The 17,372-nt window shown below is 33.7% G+C and carries 15 protein-coding genes; 6 read left to right on the forward strand and 9 right to left on the reverse strand.

Going from position 1 to position 17,372, the window contains the following annotated elements; translation table 11 throughout:
* Positions 1-124 precede the first annotated feature (124 nt).
* Positions 125-4,336, forward strand: a complete 4,212-nt coding sequence (locus CQA38_RS06430) for a hypothetical protein (RefSeq protein ID WP_137633171.1) — start codon at positions 125-127, stop codon at positions 4,334-4,336.
* 173 nt (positions 4,337-4,509) lie between these two features.
* Here CQA38_RS06430 and CQA38_RS06435 read toward each other — a convergent pair whose 3' ends face one another.
* Entirely contained in the window at positions 4,510-5,448 is a 939-nt protein-coding gene (locus tag CQA38_RS06435) for an NAD(P)-binding domain-containing protein (protein ID WP_137633172.1), read from the reverse strand.
* Positions 5,449-5,517: 69 nt separating this feature from the next.
* Here CQA38_RS06435 and CQA38_RS06440 point away from each other — a divergent pair, with 69 nt between their 5' ends.
* A complete protein-coding gene (locus CQA38_RS06440; protein ID WP_137633173.1) occupies positions 5,518-6,750 on the forward strand; it encodes a glutamate-5-semialdehyde dehydrogenase in 1,233 nt (410 codons plus the stop codon).
* Here the strand turns inward: CQA38_RS06440 and CQA38_RS06445 are convergent.
* On the reverse strand, positions 6,740-7,513 hold the full coding sequence (locus tag CQA38_RS06445) for a 3'-5' exonuclease (RefSeq protein WP_137633174.1): 774 nt from the start codon (positions 7,511-7,513) through the stop codon (positions 6,740-6,742). The two genes, CQA38_RS06440 and CQA38_RS06445, sit on opposite strands and share 11 nt — an antisense overlap.
* Positions 7,510-8,157, reverse strand: coding sequence for a ribulose-phosphate 3-epimerase (gene rpe, locus CQA38_RS06450; RefSeq protein ID WP_137633175.1), 648 nt, complete (start codon positions 8,155-8,157; stop codon positions 7,510-7,512). Before rpe ends, CQA38_RS06445 begins: the two co-directional genes overlap by 4 nt.
* A 127-nt stretch (positions 8,158-8,284) precedes the next feature.
* Between rpe and rpmB the strand changes: the two genes are divergently transcribed.
* The 3 genes from rpmB to CQA38_RS06465 all read left to right on the forward strand — a co-directional run bounded on the left by rpmB (position 8,285) and on the right by CQA38_RS06465 (position 10,121).
* Positions 8,285-8,476, forward strand: coding sequence for a 50S ribosomal protein L28 (gene rpmB / locus CQA38_RS06455; protein ID WP_137633176.1), 192 nt, complete (start codon positions 8,285-8,287; stop codon positions 8,474-8,476).
* 244 nt (positions 8,477-8,720) lie between these two features.
* On the forward strand, positions 8,721-8,942 hold the full coding sequence (locus CQA38_RS06460) for a YdcH family protein (RefSeq protein WP_137633177.1): 222 nt from the start codon (positions 8,721-8,723) through the stop codon (positions 8,940-8,942).
* 72 nt (positions 8,943-9,014) lie between these two features.
* Positions 9,015-10,121 (forward strand): methyl-accepting chemotaxis protein, encoded by a 1,107-nt coding sequence (locus tag CQA38_RS06465; protein ID WP_137633234.1) that lies wholly within the window; start codon positions 9,015-9,017, stop codon positions 10,119-10,121.
* Between the two features lie 2 nt (positions 10,122-10,123).
* Here the strand turns inward: CQA38_RS06465 and CQA38_RS06470 are convergent, their stop codons facing one another.
* From CQA38_RS06470 to CQA38_RS06490, 5 genes are all read right to left on the reverse strand, one after another.
* Positions 10,124-10,717: an NUDIX domain-containing protein gene (locus CQA38_RS06470; protein WP_137633178.1), complete on the reverse strand. Its 594-nt coding sequence runs from the start codon at positions 10,715-10,717 to the stop codon at positions 10,124-10,126.
* 95 nt (positions 10,718-10,812) lie between these two features.
* The gene (locus tag CQA38_RS06475; protein ID WP_137633179.1) at positions 10,813-11,814 is read right to left on the reverse strand and encodes a siderophore ABC transporter substrate-binding protein; all 1,002 of its coding nucleotides are present in this window, start codon (positions 11,812-11,814) and stop codon (positions 10,813-10,815) included.
* A gap of 27 nt (positions 11,815-11,841) precedes the next feature.
* Complete coding sequence (locus tag CQA38_RS06480) at positions 11,842-12,600, reverse strand: ATP-binding cassette domain-containing protein (protein WP_137633180.1); 759 nt, start codon at positions 12,598-12,600, stop codon at positions 11,842-11,844.
* The gene (locus CQA38_RS06485) at positions 12,597-13,535 is read right to left on the reverse strand and encodes an iron chelate uptake ABC transporter family permease subunit (protein WP_137633181.1); all 939 of its coding nucleotides are present in this window, start codon (positions 13,533-13,535) and stop codon (positions 12,597-12,599) included. The genes CQA38_RS06480 and CQA38_RS06485 overlap by 4 nt, the downstream gene beginning before the upstream one ends.
* Positions 13,528-14,496: an iron chelate uptake ABC transporter family permease subunit gene (locus CQA38_RS06490; protein ID WP_249355222.1), complete on the reverse strand. Its 969-nt coding sequence runs from the start codon at positions 14,494-14,496 to the stop codon at positions 13,528-13,530. The genes CQA38_RS06485 and CQA38_RS06490 overlap by 8 nt, the downstream gene beginning before the upstream one ends.
* A 217-nt stretch (positions 14,497-14,713) precedes the next feature.
* Between CQA38_RS06490 and CQA38_RS06495 the strand changes: the two genes are divergently transcribed.
* Complete coding sequence (locus CQA38_RS06495; RefSeq protein ID WP_137633182.1) at positions 14,714-14,926, forward strand: hypothetical protein; 213 nt, start codon at positions 14,714-14,716, stop codon at positions 14,924-14,926.
* 164 nt (positions 14,927-15,090) lie between these two features.
* Here the strand turns inward: CQA38_RS06495 and CQA38_RS06500 are convergent, their stop codons facing one another.
* Positions 15,091-16,926: a pentapeptide repeat-containing protein gene (locus CQA38_RS06500; RefSeq protein ID WP_249355223.1), complete on the reverse strand. Its 1,836-nt coding sequence runs from the start codon at positions 16,924-16,926 to the stop codon at positions 15,091-15,093.
* Positions 16,927-17,372 lie beyond the last annotated feature (446 nt).

Raw genomic sequence — 17,372 nt, forward strand, 5'->3', positions numbered from 1 at the left:
TTTTGTTTAAATTTTTTAGGAAACTTGTATTATGATTAAAAAGAAATTAGATAAATTTACGTTTTTATGTTTTTTGCTATGCACATACTTTGAATATGCAAATGCAGGGTTTCACTCTAACTTTTTGCCTTATTGTGCAGCTGGTGGCACGATAAATAATTGCGATTTTTCTGTTCAGAATATCACTAGTGGCACAAGTGCAAATCTTGATGGTAACAACCTATCCGGAGCCACAGAGACTGTATTAACCGTGCAACAAGGTAGAACTTATGGCGGAACATTAGAAAATAGGGATACAAGACTCCCTTTTCGCGTCATAAATAATGGAGGCACTATAAATGATCTTTATTTTCGAGCAAATACAAGTGGCTCGCTTACAAATAATAGTGGCACAACAAGTTTTAGAAATGCAGGCACATTTACCAGTGTGACAAATCAAGCAGGCTCAACACTTAATCTTAGTGCTAATGTAGGCACTATTACTACCCTAACAAATCAAGGCACCATGAATGTATTTAATAATAGCAGAGGAGGCATTATCACCACCTTGACAAATCAAGGCATTATAAGTGCAGCAAACACATCTACTATTATAAATGAGGGCACTATTACTAATTTTATCAATGAAGCTGCAGCTACACTTGGAAATTTCAATAGCCGAGTAGGCACTATTACTAACTTTATTAATCGTGGCACAATGGCTAATACCACACAAGTAAGCGGTTTAAGCACTGTCACTACCTTTAGAAATGAAAATAATGCAAATATAAATAGTTTTTTAACCAATGCTCGAATTAATCTCTTTGAAAATGAAGGCACTATCACAACCTTAGGGTTGTATAACAATAACCTATCTACAGGTGCTTCAACCGTTACCACGCTCAATAACCGCAACCAAATTACTACCTTTGAAAATAGAGGCAGACTAATTACCTTAAACAACCAGGCAAATGGACAAATTACAACCTTTACCAACACCAATACAGCTACTATTACAGACTTTAATAACCAAGGACAAATAAACACAAGCCTAACAAATAATGGAACAATTACCACACTTGCCAACTCAGGCACCATCAACAATCTAACAAATACAGCCACTATAAGCACTTTTAACAACCAAACAGGAGCTACGCTTAATGGAGCCTTAACCAACAATGGCACCATAACTACTTTTAACCAAAACTCTGCAACCAACTTTACCTATGCAGGCACAGGAAATATAGGCACATTTAATGCCACAGGAACTAACACTATAACTTATAATAACACAGGAAGTATCACTACAAGATTGGATAACCAAGCTACAATAAATGGCGCACTTAATCTAAATGGCACAGCTTTAACAGCTGAAAACAGAGCAAATGCAAGTATCACAACACTTACAAATTTAGGTAATACAAGCACGCTAAATAACGCTGGCACCATTACTACTCTCAACAATAATCAAAACGCAGCTATAGCTAATCTTACAAATACAAACTCACTTACAACCTTAAACAATAACGGAGTTATCAATATCCTCAACAACAATGGGGGGGGGGCATTAACAAATTTAAATAACACAGGCACCATAACCTCACTCACAAATGAAGCCACCCTTACTACTCTTACAAATAATACAGGCGGACACATCACCACCCTTAATAACATACAAGGCTTAAGCACTTTAATAAACAATGCCACTATAGGCTCTTTTACCACTCAAAACTCTATGATTTATCAAGGCGCAGGACAAATTACTACAAATCTTAATATACAAGGGGCAAGCTCTACCCTTACAGCTACTGCAAATGGAGTTAATTTAAATGGTAATTTAAATAATGGTGGCACACTTGATGCCTCAGGGCAAAGCCTTACTTTAGTAGGAACTGGTGCAGGAGCAACCTATGTAAATACAGGAGTTATAACAGCAAATCAAATCAGCTTTAATAGAGCTAATTCAACCTTTGCAAATAATGGCACGCTCAACACAGCTTTAAACTTTAATGCTGATTCAAGAAATACAATCTTTACAAACAATAGTGGCAGAACAATCACAGGAAATATCGCTATCAATCAAGCAAATGGCATTAGCTTTACTAATAATGGCAATATCAACACAAGCGCAGGAGCAAATACAAATACCTTTACAAACTCAGGCTCAGACTTTACACTCATAAACTCAGCAACCATCGCTTCAGATGCACTCACAAACTCAGGTGCAAATTTTAGCCTAACAAATACAGGCACGATTAGTTCAATTCTTACAAACTCAGGTGTTAATGCAAATATAAATAATTCTGGCACACTCAATTCTATCGCAAACAATGCTGGCGGAAGTATCACAAATCTCATCAATGCTCAAAACGCAAGGATAAACTTACTCACAAACAACGCAGCTATAACCGATCTTGAAAATGACGGCACTATCACAACCTTGATAAATAATGCTGGCGCAAGGATAGATAATCTAAGCAATACTTCTCATAGAACCATTACGACTTTAAATAATGCTGGTGATATAGATACGATTACAAATACAGGCACTATAAACTCACTCACAAACACAGGCACTCTAACTCATCTTACAAACTCTGGCAATATCATAAACTTTACAAATAATGGTGTAAACACTAATCTTGCCCTTAATAATTCAGGTTTTATAAACACACTTACAAATCAAGCTGGAACGATAAATTTAAGTAATTCAGGCACCATAGCTTCACTTACAAATGAAGGCACAGCGGTTTTAAATTTAAATATCACTCAAGGCACAGGTATAATTAATTCTTTTACCAATACCAGTACAGGAGGCGTAAATATCATCAACACAGGAGGTAGATTAGGAGGTATTAGGCAAAATGGTAGTGGCAATATCAATTACACAGCCTCAGATCATGGAGTGCTTTCTTTAATCAACCCAACTAATGCTAATCAGGCTGCTCATATCATCTTTGGTAATGGCACCGGTGTTGCTGGAAATTATGGCAATATCAATATAGGTGCAAACTCCATTACCTTAAATATCAGAGAAAATAATACAGATTATAATGATTTTTTAGGCACAGCTTTAAATAAGGCAAATAATGGGCACTTAGTCGTGAGCGGAGGACAACTTAGCGATGTGGCAAAACTTGGTTTCTCGGAAGGAGATGGACAACAAGCCATTATCATTGATCCAAGTGGAGGCAATTTTTCTTGGGGAAGGGATTATGATCTTGATGCTATAGTGCTTTATCAACAAAACACTACTACAGGAGATTTAATAGGTGTTGGAAGATGTGGCACAAGTGCAAATTGTGTGAATAATAATTCTGGTTTGAGTATAGAAAATCTTATAGGCTCAGATAGTATTTATACTATAGAGCGAGGTTCAAGACCAAATGAAACTTTTAAGATAGGCATAGATGCAGCTCAAGGAACAGGAGCTGTAACGCAACAAAGCTTTATTAATTTTAATACAAGAAGAGCTTTGTTTATTGATTCAGTAATTGCTAATGCTACGCTTTATAATTCAAACTCAACCAATACCAAAAATGCTTTTTATTTGCCGTATTTTTCATATGAATACATTGATCTTGAAGAAGGTGGCAAGGTAGGCGGACATACTAAAGGTATGATTGCTGGCTTTCATGGACTAAATAAAGATCAAGGCTTATGGGGAGGCTATATAGGCTATGAAGAGAGTATCTTAACATCAAGTGGGGTAAGAAATACAAGTTTGTATGATACGCAGTTTAAGCAATACACTACCTTAGCTGGTATTAAACATACTTATATGCTCGCTGATTATGGAGATTCTTTATACTTTTTTAAAACTCATATCAAAGGTTCAAAATCTGGACTTAAGCTTGAAAACAATTCCGGACTAGGTCATACTTCTGTGTATGGCTATGGCATTAATTTTAATCTTGCAACCTCATTTCACAATGATGATTACAACTCATTTTACCATACCTTAGGCGTAGGGTATGAAGGCTCTTATATGAAACGTTTTAAAATGAGTGAATCGCCAAATGTGACTTATAAATCAGCTCCACATAATCTCATCTTTGCAAATTTAGGTGTAAAATGGAAAAGATTGATTCAAGATAAACTCAGAACTTCTTTAGAGGGTGGTTTTAAATATCACTTTTTGCGAAAGCTAAAAACAGGAGTTATCGTAAAAACAGGCTCAAGTAAGCAAGAAGATAATGGCAGCTTTAAAATTCCTTCAATGTATGGATTTGTAGCAGCAAATGTAAGTATAGAAGTGTCTAAAAACTTTCAACTTGCTGTGCAAGGACAGACTATAGCTGCTGATAATGGACAAACATACACTGGCTTTATCGAGATGAATTACTGGTGGAAGTGATATAAAAATAAAAAAGAGATAAAGTAGGGCAGACTCTAAAGAGGCGCGAGAAAGCAAGCTGCAAAGAAAGATAAATGCTTAATTACCACTCTAAAAAATACATAATAAAGATAAGTTTTATTTTTGCTTAAAAAAAGAAGGAATTTCAAGCCTAAAAGCTTGAAATTGAAGTTTTATGCTAGATAATCATTGATGATAACGCCATCATTTAGCCCCACAACTATGCTTGCACCATTTTTTGTAGCGATATCGCCAGCTACAAATATACCTTTAACATTGCTTTGTTTATGTGCGTCAAATACAGGCACGCCTTTATCATCAACTTCTATGCCGCATTTTTGTAAAAAATCCACCGGCGTAGAACCACCGATCGCATAAATGGCTCTATCATATACTTCGCTACTGCCGTCATTGAAGAGCATTTTTACCTTACCATTTTCATCTTGGACTTCGCTAATATCAACGCCGAGTTTAAGTGTGATTTTACCTTCTTTTGCAGCCGTTTCTACATCGTTTAGATTGATATCATTAAGCCTTGTGAATTTATCTCTTCTATAACAAAGCGTAACTTTGTGTTTGCTTGCAAGATCAACAGCATATTCAGCCGCTGAATTTCCACCGCCTATGATAATGATTTTTTCGCCCTCTTGCACGCTGTTTGCGTTGAAATTGACGACTTTATTTAAAGTGGCTGGGATTTTATAGTCTGGTTTGTTTGGTTTGCCCATTCTGCCTATAGCGACGATGATATTTTTGCATTCATAGCTCTGTTTTGGTGTAGTGATGATGAAATTTTCTCCGCTTTTTTTCACACTTTCAACTTCGCTGTTAAGCTCAAGTTCTATATTGTTTGCTTTTAAGGCTTCTTCAAAGGTTGCAAGCGAGCTTTCTTTGGTGCCGTCTTCAAAAGGGATATGTCCGCGGTTTGTGCTATCATGCCCTTTATACTCTTTATCAACTCTTTTGCCATCTTTATAAAATTTCACAAAGGTTTGGCATATAGCATCAGCTTTTTCAAGCAAAACAACTTCTTTACCCTTAAGCTTTGCTTCTACGGCTGCTCCAATACCAGCTGGACCAGCACCTATAACGATAAGATCAACTTTTTTCATACTCAAAATACCTTTCTTGATAAAATTTTTGTATAATGTATCAAATTTTTTATAAACAAAGGATTAAAAATGCGTCAAAGCCTTGAAAAACTTAAGAAAAATACACAAAAATTACTCGAACTTAATCCAAGCCAAAAAGAAAAAATCATACTCGCTCTAGCTCAAGCTTTGCGTGAAAAAACACATTTGATTTTAAGAGCAAACGAAAAAGATTTGGCAAATTTTAACAAAAATGAAGCTTTTAAAGATCGCTTAAAGCTTGATGAAAAAAGACTTGAAGCACTTTGTAAAGGCTTAGAAACGATCGCTTTTTTGCCTGATCCTGTTGGTAGGGTGCTTGAGGGCTGGGTAAATTATGCTGGTTTAAAGATAGAAAAAGTGAGCATTCCTTTAGGTGTTGTGGGAGTGATTTATGAGGCGCGTCCAGCGATTAGTGCGGAAATTTTGGCTTTACTTTTGAAAAGTTCTAATGCCGGAGTTTTAAAAGGTGGAAGTGAAGCAAGATACAGCAATGAAGCGTTTTTTGGCATTATAAATGAGGTGCTTAAAGGCTTTGATTTGTATGAATGCTTTTTAATGCTTGTTGATAGGGCTGAGTTTCAAAGTTTGCTTGAATTTGATGATATTATCGATGTGATCGTGCCTCGTGGAAGTTCGGCTATGATCGCGCAAATTGCTGCAAATACGAAAATTCCGCTTATCAAACACGATAAAGGCTTGTGCCATATCTTTGTCGATGAGGGTGCAAATTTAAAAAAAGCATGTGAGATTATCATCAATGCAAAATGCCAAAGAGTAAGTGTTTGCAATGCTTTAGAAAGCTTGTTAGTGCATAAAAAAATAGCCAAAGAGCTTTTTAGTTTGCTTGTGCCAGAACTTGAGCGATTTAAGGTAAAAATTCACGCACACGAAAATGCTCTTGAGTTTTTTAAGCATTCAAAACTTGAATTTCAAATCGCTGATGAAAAAGCTTTTTCAAGTGAGTGGCTTGATTTTGAACTCAGTGTAAAGCTAGTTGATAGTATTCAAGAAGCTTGCGAGCATATCAATGCTTTTTCTTCAGCTCATTCTGAAGCCATACTTTCAAATAACGCCCAAAATATCGCTTTTTTTCAAAGACATATTAACTCAGCGTGCGTGTATGTTAACGCCTCGACGCGTTTTAGTGATGGAGGCGAGTTTGGTTTTGGTGCAGAGCTTGGAATTTCAACAAACAAGCTACACGCTAGAGGTCCTATGGGCGTAAATGAGCTTTGCACTTACAAATACCTTATCAATGGAGAAGGGCAAATTAGGCTTTAGTTGCTTTAAGCGTCTTGGTATTTTTACTAAAATCAAGTAATTCTTGAGTGGTTTTGATATAAAATGGGAGTTTTTTAAGGCAGTGTTTTAGGATTTCAGCTGCTGCTTTAGCATCGCTTAAGGCTCTGTGATGCACGCTTGTGATATGTAAAATTTCTTTTAAGCTATCAAGCCCATAACGCTCACTTTGAATAAGTCTTCGTGCAAGATCAATGGTGCAAAGGCGTTGATTTAAAAGCACGCCAAAGCCACATTCTTGCAAAGAACTTGAGATAAAACCATAATCAAAACGCACATTATGAGCCACAAAAATACTATCTTTTAAAAAAAGTCTAAATTCATTTAACACTGAAGCTAAAGAAGGTGCATTTTGTAGCATAGAACTTGAAATTCCAGTGAGTTCTTGTATATTTAAAGGCACATTTGAGGCTTTGATAAGCGTGTTAAAATGGGCTATTTCTTTGTAATTTTGAATTTTAACAGCTCCGATTTCTATGATCTGTCCGCCTCGTTTGAAGCTTCCGTTGCTTTCTATATCCACAACGCAAAAAATTTGATCTTTTAAGGCAGTGCTTTTGCTTTTTAAAGTAAGCTCATTTTGAGCATTTAAATTTACGCTTAAGCCCAAAAGTTCAAGCATATATAAATCAAAATCGATAAAATCAAGCTCTTCGATCTTGTTTAGTTCTTGAAGTGCGAGCGTGTAGGGCTTGTTTTGTTTAGCGAGTTTAGCGACAAACTCATCGATTTGTTGTTGGCTCAAAATTCAAGCTTTAAAGATGAAATAGCGTTTTTATAATCTTGCGAAGAAAAGATATAGCTTCCAGCCACGAGTATATCAGCTCCGGCAAGTTCAAGCTCGCTTGCATTAAGCCCATTTACCCCTCCATCAACTTCGATGAAAAGTTTAGCGTTTTTTTGATCAACAAGTTCTCTTAAGCGTTTGATTTTATCATAAACTAAGGGCAAAAACTCTTGTCCGCCAAAACCAGGATTAACGCTCATTAAAAGCACCAAATCCACAAATTCAAGTAGATGCTCAAGCGTGGAAATATTTGTGTGTGGATTTAAAACTATGCCAGCTCCAATACCTTTTGATCTTAAGTATTGACAAAGTTTTATAGGGTGGGCATGGTTTTCTATATGAAAGCTTAAAAATTTAGGCTTGAAAGGTAAAAACAAATCCACAAAAAAGTCTATATTATCAACCATCAAATGAATGTCAAGCGGCACAGAGCTTGCTTCTTTGATGCTTTTAAGCACGCAAGGTCCAAAAGTAAGATTTGGCACAAAATGTCCGTCCATAACATCAATATGTAAAAGATCAGCCCCAGCTTCACATACTTTTTCTATCTCTTCTTTAAGGTGCAAAAAATCAGCCGATAAAAGACTTGGTGCTACATACATTTTTGTTTTTCCTTTCAAAAAAAGTGAATTTTATCTTTTAAAGTATAAAAAAAATATAAATATTTGAAAAATTTAAGCTTAAATTTGCTAGAATTGCACTTTAAAAATTATTTAACAAGGAAAAATCATGTCAAGAATTTGTCAAGTTACAGGAAAAGGTCCTATGGTAGGAAACAATGTAAGCCATGCGAACAACAAAACAAAAAGACGCTTTTTGCCAAATCTTAGAACCGTTCGTATCACCTTAGAAGACGGCACTACAAGAAAAATCAGAGTTGCTGCTTCAACTTTAAGAACTCTAAGAAAACAAAACTCTTAACCACAAGCCTCTACTTAAGAAATACCTTAAATATACTTTTTACCTTCGCTTTTATATTAAGAGCGGAGGTTATCTTGCGTGCTTATCTTGATTTTAATTAAATTGCATTTTTGTATCAAAATTTCACAATTTGTTCTTTCAAAAGCAAAAAAACACCCAATTTTTTTGCTTATTTTATATAAGTTTAGCATTTTTTTTGTTATAATCTTGATTATATTTAACTTAAATTCAAGGAGTATTTAAAATGTGGCATGAATATAGAGATTTGATGACCGAGCTTAAAGGGAAGGACGGACGCTTTGACAGCTTGTTTGAAAAACATAATGAACTTGATGATCAAATCAAAGCTGCCGAAGAAGGAAGAGTTCATCTTGACGATCTTGAAATTTCAAGAATGAAAAAAGAAAAATTACGCGTAAAAGAAGAATTAGGACAATATTTGGCTAATTATTCTAAAAATCAATAAGGAGCTATCGTGTTTGGCTTAAATAAAAAAACTTTAGATGTGGCATTGAATACAAATTCAGAAACACAAAAAATGCAACTACAAATCTCGCAGCTTAGAAGCGAAAATGAAAATTTAAAAGCTGAGATTGAAAAACTTAAAAGTAGTTCTCAAAAGACTTTGCAGTCTGATCTTTTCCGCACGCTTTTAGCCGGAGTTTTAAGCAATATCACGGTTGTTCAAAATGATATGCTTGCAAATGTAAATAAAGCTGAAGCGATCGCAAACTCTTCTAATTCTTCTTTAGAAGCTATGAATGAACTTGATGAAATCACCAATTCTATCACGCAATCTTTAGGCGATATTATAGAATCAGCAAATAAATCCCGAGATACAGCCGGCACCTTACATAGAAGCGTTGATGAGATCAGTAATGTTATCAATTTAATCAAAGATGTTTCAGATCAAACCAATCTTTTGGCTCTAAATGCAGCTATTGAAGCAGCAAGAGCTGGCGAACATGGGCGCGGTTTTGCTGTTGTTGCTGATGAGGTAAGAAAACTTGCTGAAAAAACCCAAAAAGCAACAGCTGAAGTAGAAATGAATATCAACCTACTCAAACAAAATGCGAATGAAATGTTTTCTCAAAGCGAACAAGTTGAAAAAGTTTCTATGGACTCAAATACTCATATTATGCAGTTTTCTGATAAATTTAATGAGCTCAAAGAAGAAGCAAATGCAAACAATGTAAATGCTACCGGTATAGTTTCAGAAGCTTTTGTGTCTTTAGTGAAGCTTGATCATGTCGCCTTTAAACTTAATGGATATAAAGAAATTTTCACTCATTCAGGTAAAAAACTTTCAGATCACTTAAGTTGTCGTTTAGGCAAATGGGTTGCGGCTGATGGAAAACAACGTTTTGGAACAAACCCAATGTTCCCACAAATCAATGAGCCACACCAAAAAGTGCATCAAAGTATGAATGAAGCGATCGAGCTGGCAAAAAATATAGATGGAAGCGAAAGCGAGCAACTCAAACAAGAAATTCTTTCTAAGTGTAATGACGCTGAAGCTGCTTCAAATCGCTTGTTTGATGTATTCAAAGATATGCTTGCTATTGCAAGTAATACACAAACTAAAACTCCTTCGCAGCAAGAATCTTCTGCTCCTCAAGAAACTCAAACAAATAAAGAAAGCTAATATCAAAGCCCATAAATTTGGGCTTTGTTTTTCATAAACCAAAGATAAGCAAACTCAAAACTTGCTGCGCGTACAATGTGTTTTGAGAATTCTTCAAATTCTTTAACCTTAACAAAAACACTTTGAATTTCCTCATCATCAATTCCACCGCCCTCAGCTTTCTTGTCCTCTTCGCTCACTTCGGCAAAAAACAGGCTTTGCTTGCTTGCCCCAGAACCAAAACCACCATAAAAATCAGCTACTTTTTCAAGACTTTTTGGCAGATACCCAAGCTCTTCAAGGCATTCTTCTTTGGCTATATCCTCTATGCTTAAGTTTTTATCAACAAGTCCAGAGCAAAGCTCTACGCTGTAGCCAAGCTCGCTTTTGTCTATATTGACATTGTTTCTTACTTGATAATCCCACAAAGGCACACGAAACTGCCTTACAAAGATAAAACTTTGCTTTTCTTTATGATATAAGAGTATAGAGACGCTATCTAGGGCTTCTATAAAGTCCCAAGTATGTTTTTTGCCGTTTTTAAGATAACTGAAACGTTTGGCTTTGATATAAATAGAGCTTTTAAATTCTTCTTGTTTGAGTGTGCTTATATCCATAATTTTGCCTTAAAGGTTTTTGAAATTATAATTAAAAAAACTCAATAAGGCAAATTTTTTAGTGAAAATCTCATTCACTTTAAAGTTTGTTGTTTTTATTTAAGAGCTTTAAAAACTTCATCAACCATAACTTTAAAAGACTCTAAACCACCACCTGAAAGATACCAATACTCCGGATCAAGATAGATGATTTTACCATTCATTGCTGCATTTGTTTTTGCCACTAATGGATTATCAAGGCTGGTTTGAGCTCGTTCTTGATTGCCAACGATGACATTTCTATCCACGACAAAAAGATAATCTGGATTGATTTTTAAGATATACTCAGAATCAGCTCTATTTCCATGAGTGCCAGCTTTTATGCTTTCATCAGCTGCTTTGATACCCAAAACATCATGGATAATGCCAAATCTTGAACCCTCGCCAAATACTGAAATACGATTTGCATTTGTTAGCACGATAAGGGCTTTTTTGCTAGGATCAAGTTCTGCTTTTTTGCTCTCAATGTCAGCTTTTATGGCTTCAAGTTGAGCTTTAGCTTCTTCTTGTTTGTCAAAAAGTGTGGCTAGAGTGATGACTTTGTTTTCAAAAGAATTTAAAAAGTTTGCATTATCTGTGCCAACATAAATTGTCGGTGCTATTTGATTAAGTTTATCAAAAAATTTAGCTTGTCTGCCCGAGGTGATGATCAAATCAGCTTGAAGTTCATTTACTTTTTCAAAATCAGCTTCATTTACAGCCCCAACACTTGCTTTGTCCTTAAACTGCTCAAGGTATTTTGGTAGAGTTTTGCTCGTAACACCTACGACACGATCATTTAAACCAAGTGCATCAAAAGTATCTAAAGCTCCAAGATCAAAGATGATTACCTTGCTTGGATTTTTTATCACTTCAGCCTTACCTAAAGAATGCTCGATCTCAAAGCTTGAGCCTTTATCATGAAGCACAAGAGGCTTATAACTGACTTGCACTCTTGCTTTTTCTTTAATCGAAGTGTTTGACTCGGTGCTATTTGAGTCTTGTTGAGTGCTTTTATCATTGCTGCAAGCAAAGAAAGCAAAAACTGAAAAAATCGTAATGAAAAGCGTTTTTTTCATTATTTCTCCTTTAAAATAAGATAAATTTCATTCATAATATACGCAAATTTTCTTTGAGTTTATTTCTTGTATTTTAATATCAAAATCATAAATTTCTCTTAAAATTTCACTTTGAATTATATCTTTTGTATCGCCATGAAACAACACTCGTGCATTTTTCATTGCTATTATGGTGTCTGAATACACAGAAGCAAAATTAATATCATGTAGCACAAGTATGATACTTTTGTCAAATTCAAGCACAAGCCTTTGAAGCATTTTCATAATATGCACGCAATTTTTCATATCCAAGTTATTTAAAGGCTCATCAAGCATGATATAATCAGTATCTTGAGCGATAATCATCGCGATAAACGCGCGTTGTTTTTGTCCTCCACTTAAGGAGTCCAAAAAGCGATCTTCTAAGTCTTTAAGTCCCATAAATTCGATGGCTTGAGCTATTTTTTGTTTGTCTTTTTCGCCCAATTTGCCTGCACTATGAGGAAAACGTCCAAAACTTACAAGCTCTTTAACTCTAAGACGAATGTTAAGATGATTTTGCTGTTTAAGAATAGAAATTTTTTTCGCAAGTTCGCTATTTTTATATGTTTTAAGGTTTTTACCATCAAATAAAACTTCGCCTGAATCTGGGCTTAAAAGCCTACTTGCTACGCCAAGCAAGGTGCTTTTTCCAGCACCATTTGAGCCGATTAAGGAAGTAATTTTACCTTTTTGAAAGCTTAAATTTATATCTTCAAGCACGATTTTTTCATCGTATTTTTTGTTGATATTTCTAAGTTCTATCATAAGCGATTGCCCTTTAATACAAGATAAATAAAATAAATTCCCCCGATAAAATTAATCACCACGCTAAGAGTTGCATTAAAAGCAAAAACTCTAGCAACAAGATAAGTCCCACCAACTAAAGCGATGATACTTACAAGCGTGCAAGCGACAAGTAAAATGCTATGCTTGCTCGTTTTAAAAAGCTCATAACTTAAGTTTGTAACCAAAAGTCCAAGAAAGGTAATGGGTCCTACTAAAGCCGTGCTTATGGAGATTAAAACAGCAATGATGATGAGAAATCTTTTCACTAAGTTTTCATATTCAAGCCCTAAATTTATGGATATATCTTTTCCTAAAGCTAAAATATCAAGAAATTTAAAATACGAAAGCATATATATAAAAATACCGATAAAAAGTATATAGCTTAATGCTAAAAGTTCTATTTTGACATTATTAAAGCTAGCAAACATACGCCCTTGCACGACTAAAAATTCATCTGGATCGATTAAGACTTCAAAAAAGGAACTTAAAGATGAAAAAAATGTTCCAAAAATAAGCCCTAAAAGCAAGATATGATAAATGCTGCGATTTTCTTTAAATAAAATCTTATAAAAAACAATGCCAAAAGCGATCATACAAATCACAGAAGTAAGAAAATTAACCCTCTCATCATAAACACTCACATGCGTTGCTGTAAGCATAAAAACAAGAAAAGACTGCACTAAAAGATATAAAGAATCAAGCCCTATAATACTTGGAGTAAGGATTTTGTTGTTTGTAATCGTTTGAAAAATAAGCGTGCAAATAGCGATACAAGTAGCCACTAAAATGATAGCTAAAATACTTATAGTTCTTTCTTTGATAACAAATTCAGGAAATTTTCCCATAAAACTAAAAATATAGATCAAAATGCACACTAAGGCGATTAGCGCAGTAACAAAAAGCTTTTTACGCATAATTTTTCTTTTTAAGTAAAATCAATGCAAACATAAAAGAACCAAGCACGCCTAAAGTAAGGCTGATAGGCACTTCGAAAGGATAGATAATCAGCCTTGAAAAAATATCACATACAAGCATTAAAACTGCCCCAAAAAGTCCAACGACAAGAATTGATCCCCTTAAATCATCTCCTTTGAAAATCGAAACGATATTTGGCACTATAAGCCCTAAAAATGGGATAACTCCAGCTATAAGTATGATCACAGAAACGATAATACTTACTATAATTAAGCCTAAATTTAAAATAAATTGATAAGAAAGCCCTAAATTCGTGGCTATGTCCTTCCCCATACCAGCGATTGTGATTTTATTTGCATATAAAAAAGCCAGCAAAAGTAGGGGCAGGGTAAGGTAGATCAGCTCATAACTTCCTTGCATAGTATTTGAAAAATCGCCCTGAAGCCAGCCTTGCATATTTTGAATCAAATTCATCTGATAGGCAAAAAAAGTCGTGATTGAGTTGATAACAGCTCCAAACATAAGCCCTATTAAAGGCACGAGGATAAGGTTTTTAAGCTTGATTTTGTTTAAAATTTGCAAAAAAATCAAACTTCCTGCCAAAGCAAAAAGCGAAGCGATAAAAACTTGAGTGATAAAAGCACTTTGAGCGAAAAAAATCATACTCACAAGTATGCCAAACTTAGCACAATCCATAGTCCCAGCCGTGGTTGGCGAGACAAATTTGTTTTGTGTGAGTTGCTGCATAATCAGCCCACAAATACTGAGGCTCATTCCTGTGATAATGATGGTAATGGTTCTAGGAATTCTTGAGATCAAAAAGACTTCATTTTCAAGACTATGTCCTTGCAAAATATCAAAAATATGAATATCACTTACCCCGATAAATAAGCTCAAAATAGCCAAAATGCAAAGTAGAGGAAGCAAAAAAGCAATATGAAAGAAAAAGCCTAAATTCAAAATAAACCTTAAAATTAGATAATTATTATTAAAATGTATATTTTAACAAAAGAAATTTTAATCTTGGCTAATAAAGTTTCAAAAAGCTGTAAAATAAGATATTTTCTTTTTAAATTTGAAAGAAACTTTTTATCTCAAATAAGCATACTTTTTCTTAAATAAAATTTTTAAAAAACTTATGTTATACTTTGAAGATATACGAACAAAGGGATATGCCATGACTTTGATTATAAAGAATGTAGATGAAGCTTTTTTGCCTATATTTCAAGGCATAGCTAAAAGCATAAAGGCAAAATGTGAGGTGCAAGCGAGTGAAAAGCAGGCTTTAAAGTGGAAAAAAGAAGCAAATAGAATGCTAAAAGACTATAAAGCTGGAAAACTTAAAGCCTTTGATGATATAAATGAACTAAGAGCGGAGCTTGAAAAATGAAATGCAAAAAAAACCTTGTGAGTTGTTTGGTTTTTTTGTGAATTTATAGAAAGCTTGAAATCGTGTCATTGCGAGGGTGTAACCTGAAACAGTCTATTTTAGGCTTTGTGGATTGCAACGCTTAAGGCTCGCAATGACGGCTTTGAGGTTTAGTTTTTGTTTTCCTAGTTTGGTACTATGGAATTTTTTCGTGCAGTTTTTTGGAGTGAGAAAAGGATTAAAGCCAAAAGTATGGTATATAATATGTTTAGCGTTGTCAAACTTGGATAGTTTGAAAATTTACCATATTCATTCGCGATTTTTCCTATTAAAGGATGAATTATACTAGGTTGTTTTATAAGTATTATAAAAAATCCCATGTATGAAAAGATAAGCACCACATATCTACCAAAAAACAAAGATTTGGTGCAAACTAAACAAATATACAAACTAACAAACAAGGCATTTATAAATAATGAGTATTCAAAATCTTTATCTAAATTTAAGAAAAATCCAAATAATCCATAAAAAGCACAAGGAATAAAAAATATAACAATTAAACTTTCTATCAAAAACCATAAATCTGTTCCTATTATCTTTAAGCCTGAAAAAAGTTTTATAAAAGTTTCTTTTTTAAAGATTTTTAGCAACCATTCTTTTATATAAGGTGAACATTGAAAAATTTTTAAAATCTTCGAAAAAAGCTTGGTGAAATTTTCATCTATCTTATAAAATGCTAAAATAAGCCCTAAGACTAGACAAATAATAACTCCGATATTAAAGTAAAACTCAAACCCATCAAAAAATCCAAATAAATTTAAAATCGCTCTTATGCTTTCTAATTTGTCATCATGAAACCAAATAAAACCCAAGAAAAATAAAGCATATAAAACAATTAATAATATAAAATTATTAAAAACTTTTAAAAAGTCCGTATGATGATCGCAAAGCTTTCTATAAAATCCTAAAAGCAAAAAATCCACAAGCTCTCTAACTCTCCAAGTGTTTTTTTCTAAATTTTGTTGATTTTGTGGTTTTATACCTTTTTTATTCCAATTTTGCTTTAATTCTATCTCTTTACAATAAAGCTCGTATTTATGAAAATTTGAAGCATCTAAAAGATTATTATCTTTTATCAAAGCACTCTTAAAAGTTCTAAAAGAGTCTCTAAAATCATTAGCAAATTTATCTAAAGATTTTTTGTCCTGTCCTTTTGTGCTTTCATTAAAATCTTCACATTCTTGTTTGATTTTATCTTCTAATTCATTGAAAGTAAAATTTAAATTTACATTGACTGCATTTAAATTTCCTTTGAAAATCACTTGAGACAAATTCGGAGCTTTACCAAATTTAACCCCATAAAAACAAGCCGTTTTTTCAAATTCACACTCGTGAAAATCAGCATGATCTTTAAAGTGGGAGTTGTTGAAGTATACATTATTTTTAAATTTAGACATTTTAAAACTGACTTTATTTTCAAAATCAAAATTTGTTAATTTTACTATATCACCAACTTCACAGAAATTAAACGCAAAATTTGCTGCAAATCTTATATTTTTACCAGAATTATATTTGTTAAAATCTTCAAAAGTGCATTCTTGAAATTTTATATCTCCTTGTATATTTGAATTTATTGTCACCCCTTTTAGTTTGCACTTGCTAATGTTTAATTCTTCTATATGATTTATCTCACCACTAAATACAATATGGTCAATCGTACAATTCAATATATTTAATTTTTCAAAATATGTATTTTCGAGATTAAATTCCAAGCCATCTTCAGAGTGGCTTTGAAATGTCACTGTTTTGTTAAAAACAATATCTGAAAAATTAAAATGTTTATTTTTTAATGGTTCATTAAATATAATAAAAATTTCTTCATCTACAATAATTTTATTTTCGCCTCTTCTTATTGTTACGTTATTTTTGTCATCTGCTAAATTGTTTAAAAACATTTCAAAATCATTTGTATGGTTTCCATTCTTTAAATACATTATAAAATTACTTATTTCTATAGCCATTACTTTCTCCTTTGATTATATTTATCTCATCATCTATAAGATTATACAATTTATACACCAAAAAATCAATTTTATCCTCTTGCTCCTTTTATATCAACTTTTTTGTTTTGCTCTTTGATTTTTAGGATTTTTTTTGGGATTGGGAGTTTTTTCGACATGCCCTAGCGACCATTGCTAACCTGTTTTATTGAGCTTTGAAAAATTTTTATCTAAATACCAAAGTATGATTTTTAAATTTGGCAAGCTTAAGAGATATCTCAATTATTTTTTAGCCGTAATCATAACTAAGGCGTCTTCATTATGCGAGGAGTTGGCCTCTAGGGCTTTTTGATAGTTTTTTAAAAGCTCGCTAAAACCCTTAAGTTTGGTTTCGCTGATAGCTACTCTGTTATATAAGGGGTTTAGAAAGTCTTTGATTTTAAGGGGCTTGAAAGTGAAGTGCCATG

This window comes from Campylobacter sp. MIT 12-5580, assembly GCF_005406235.1.
GTDB lineage: Bacteria > Campylobacterota > Campylobacteria > Campylobacterales > Campylobacteraceae > Campylobacter_D.

Bases quoted from the DNA above. Each gene is read 5' to 3' on its own strand.
- CQA38_RS06435 (WP_137633172.1), bottom strand. From the start codon at position 5,448: ATGAAAAAAGTTGATCTTATCGTTATAGGTGCTGGTCCAGCTGGTATT.
- CQA38_RS06440 (WP_137633173.1), top strand. From the start codon at position 5,518: ATGCGTCAAAGCCTTGAAAAACTTAAGAAAAATACACAAAAATTACTC.
- rpe (WP_137633175.1), bottom strand. From the start codon at position 8,157: ATGTATGTAGCACCAAGTCTTTTATCGGCTGATTTTTTGCACCTTAAA.
- rpmB (WP_137633176.1), top strand. From the start codon at position 8,285: ATGTCAAGAATTTGTCAAGTTACAGGAAAAGGTCCTATGGTAGGAAAC.
- CQA38_RS06460 (WP_137633177.1), top strand. From the start codon at position 8,721: ATGTGGCATGAATATAGAGATTTGATGACCGAGCTTAAAGGGAAGGAC.
- CQA38_RS06465 (WP_137633234.1), top strand. From the start codon at position 9,015: ATGCAACTACAAATCTCGCAGCTTAGAAGCGAAAATGAAAATTTAAAA.
- CQA38_RS06470 (WP_137633178.1), bottom strand. From the start codon at position 10,717: ATGGATATAAGCACACTCAAACAAGAAGAATTTAAAAGCTCTATTTAT.
- CQA38_RS06475 (WP_137633179.1), bottom strand. From the start codon at position 11,814: ATGAAAAAAACGCTTTTCATTACGATTTTTTCAGTTTTTGCTTTCTTT.
- CQA38_RS06480 (WP_137633180.1), bottom strand. From the start codon at position 12,600: ATGATAGAACTTAGAAATATCAACAAAAAATACGATGAAAAAATCGTG.
- CQA38_RS06485 (WP_137633181.1), bottom strand. From the start codon at position 13,535: ATGCGTAAAAAGCTTTTTGTTACTGCGCTAATCGCCTTAGTGTGCATT.
- CQA38_RS06495 (WP_137633182.1), top strand. From the start codon at position 14,714: ATGACTTTGATTATAAAGAATGTAGATGAAGCTTTTTTGCCTATATTT.
- CQA38_RS06500 (WP_249355223.1), bottom strand. From the start codon at position 16,926: ATGGCTATAGAAATAAGTAATTTTATAATGTATTTAAAGAATGGAAAC.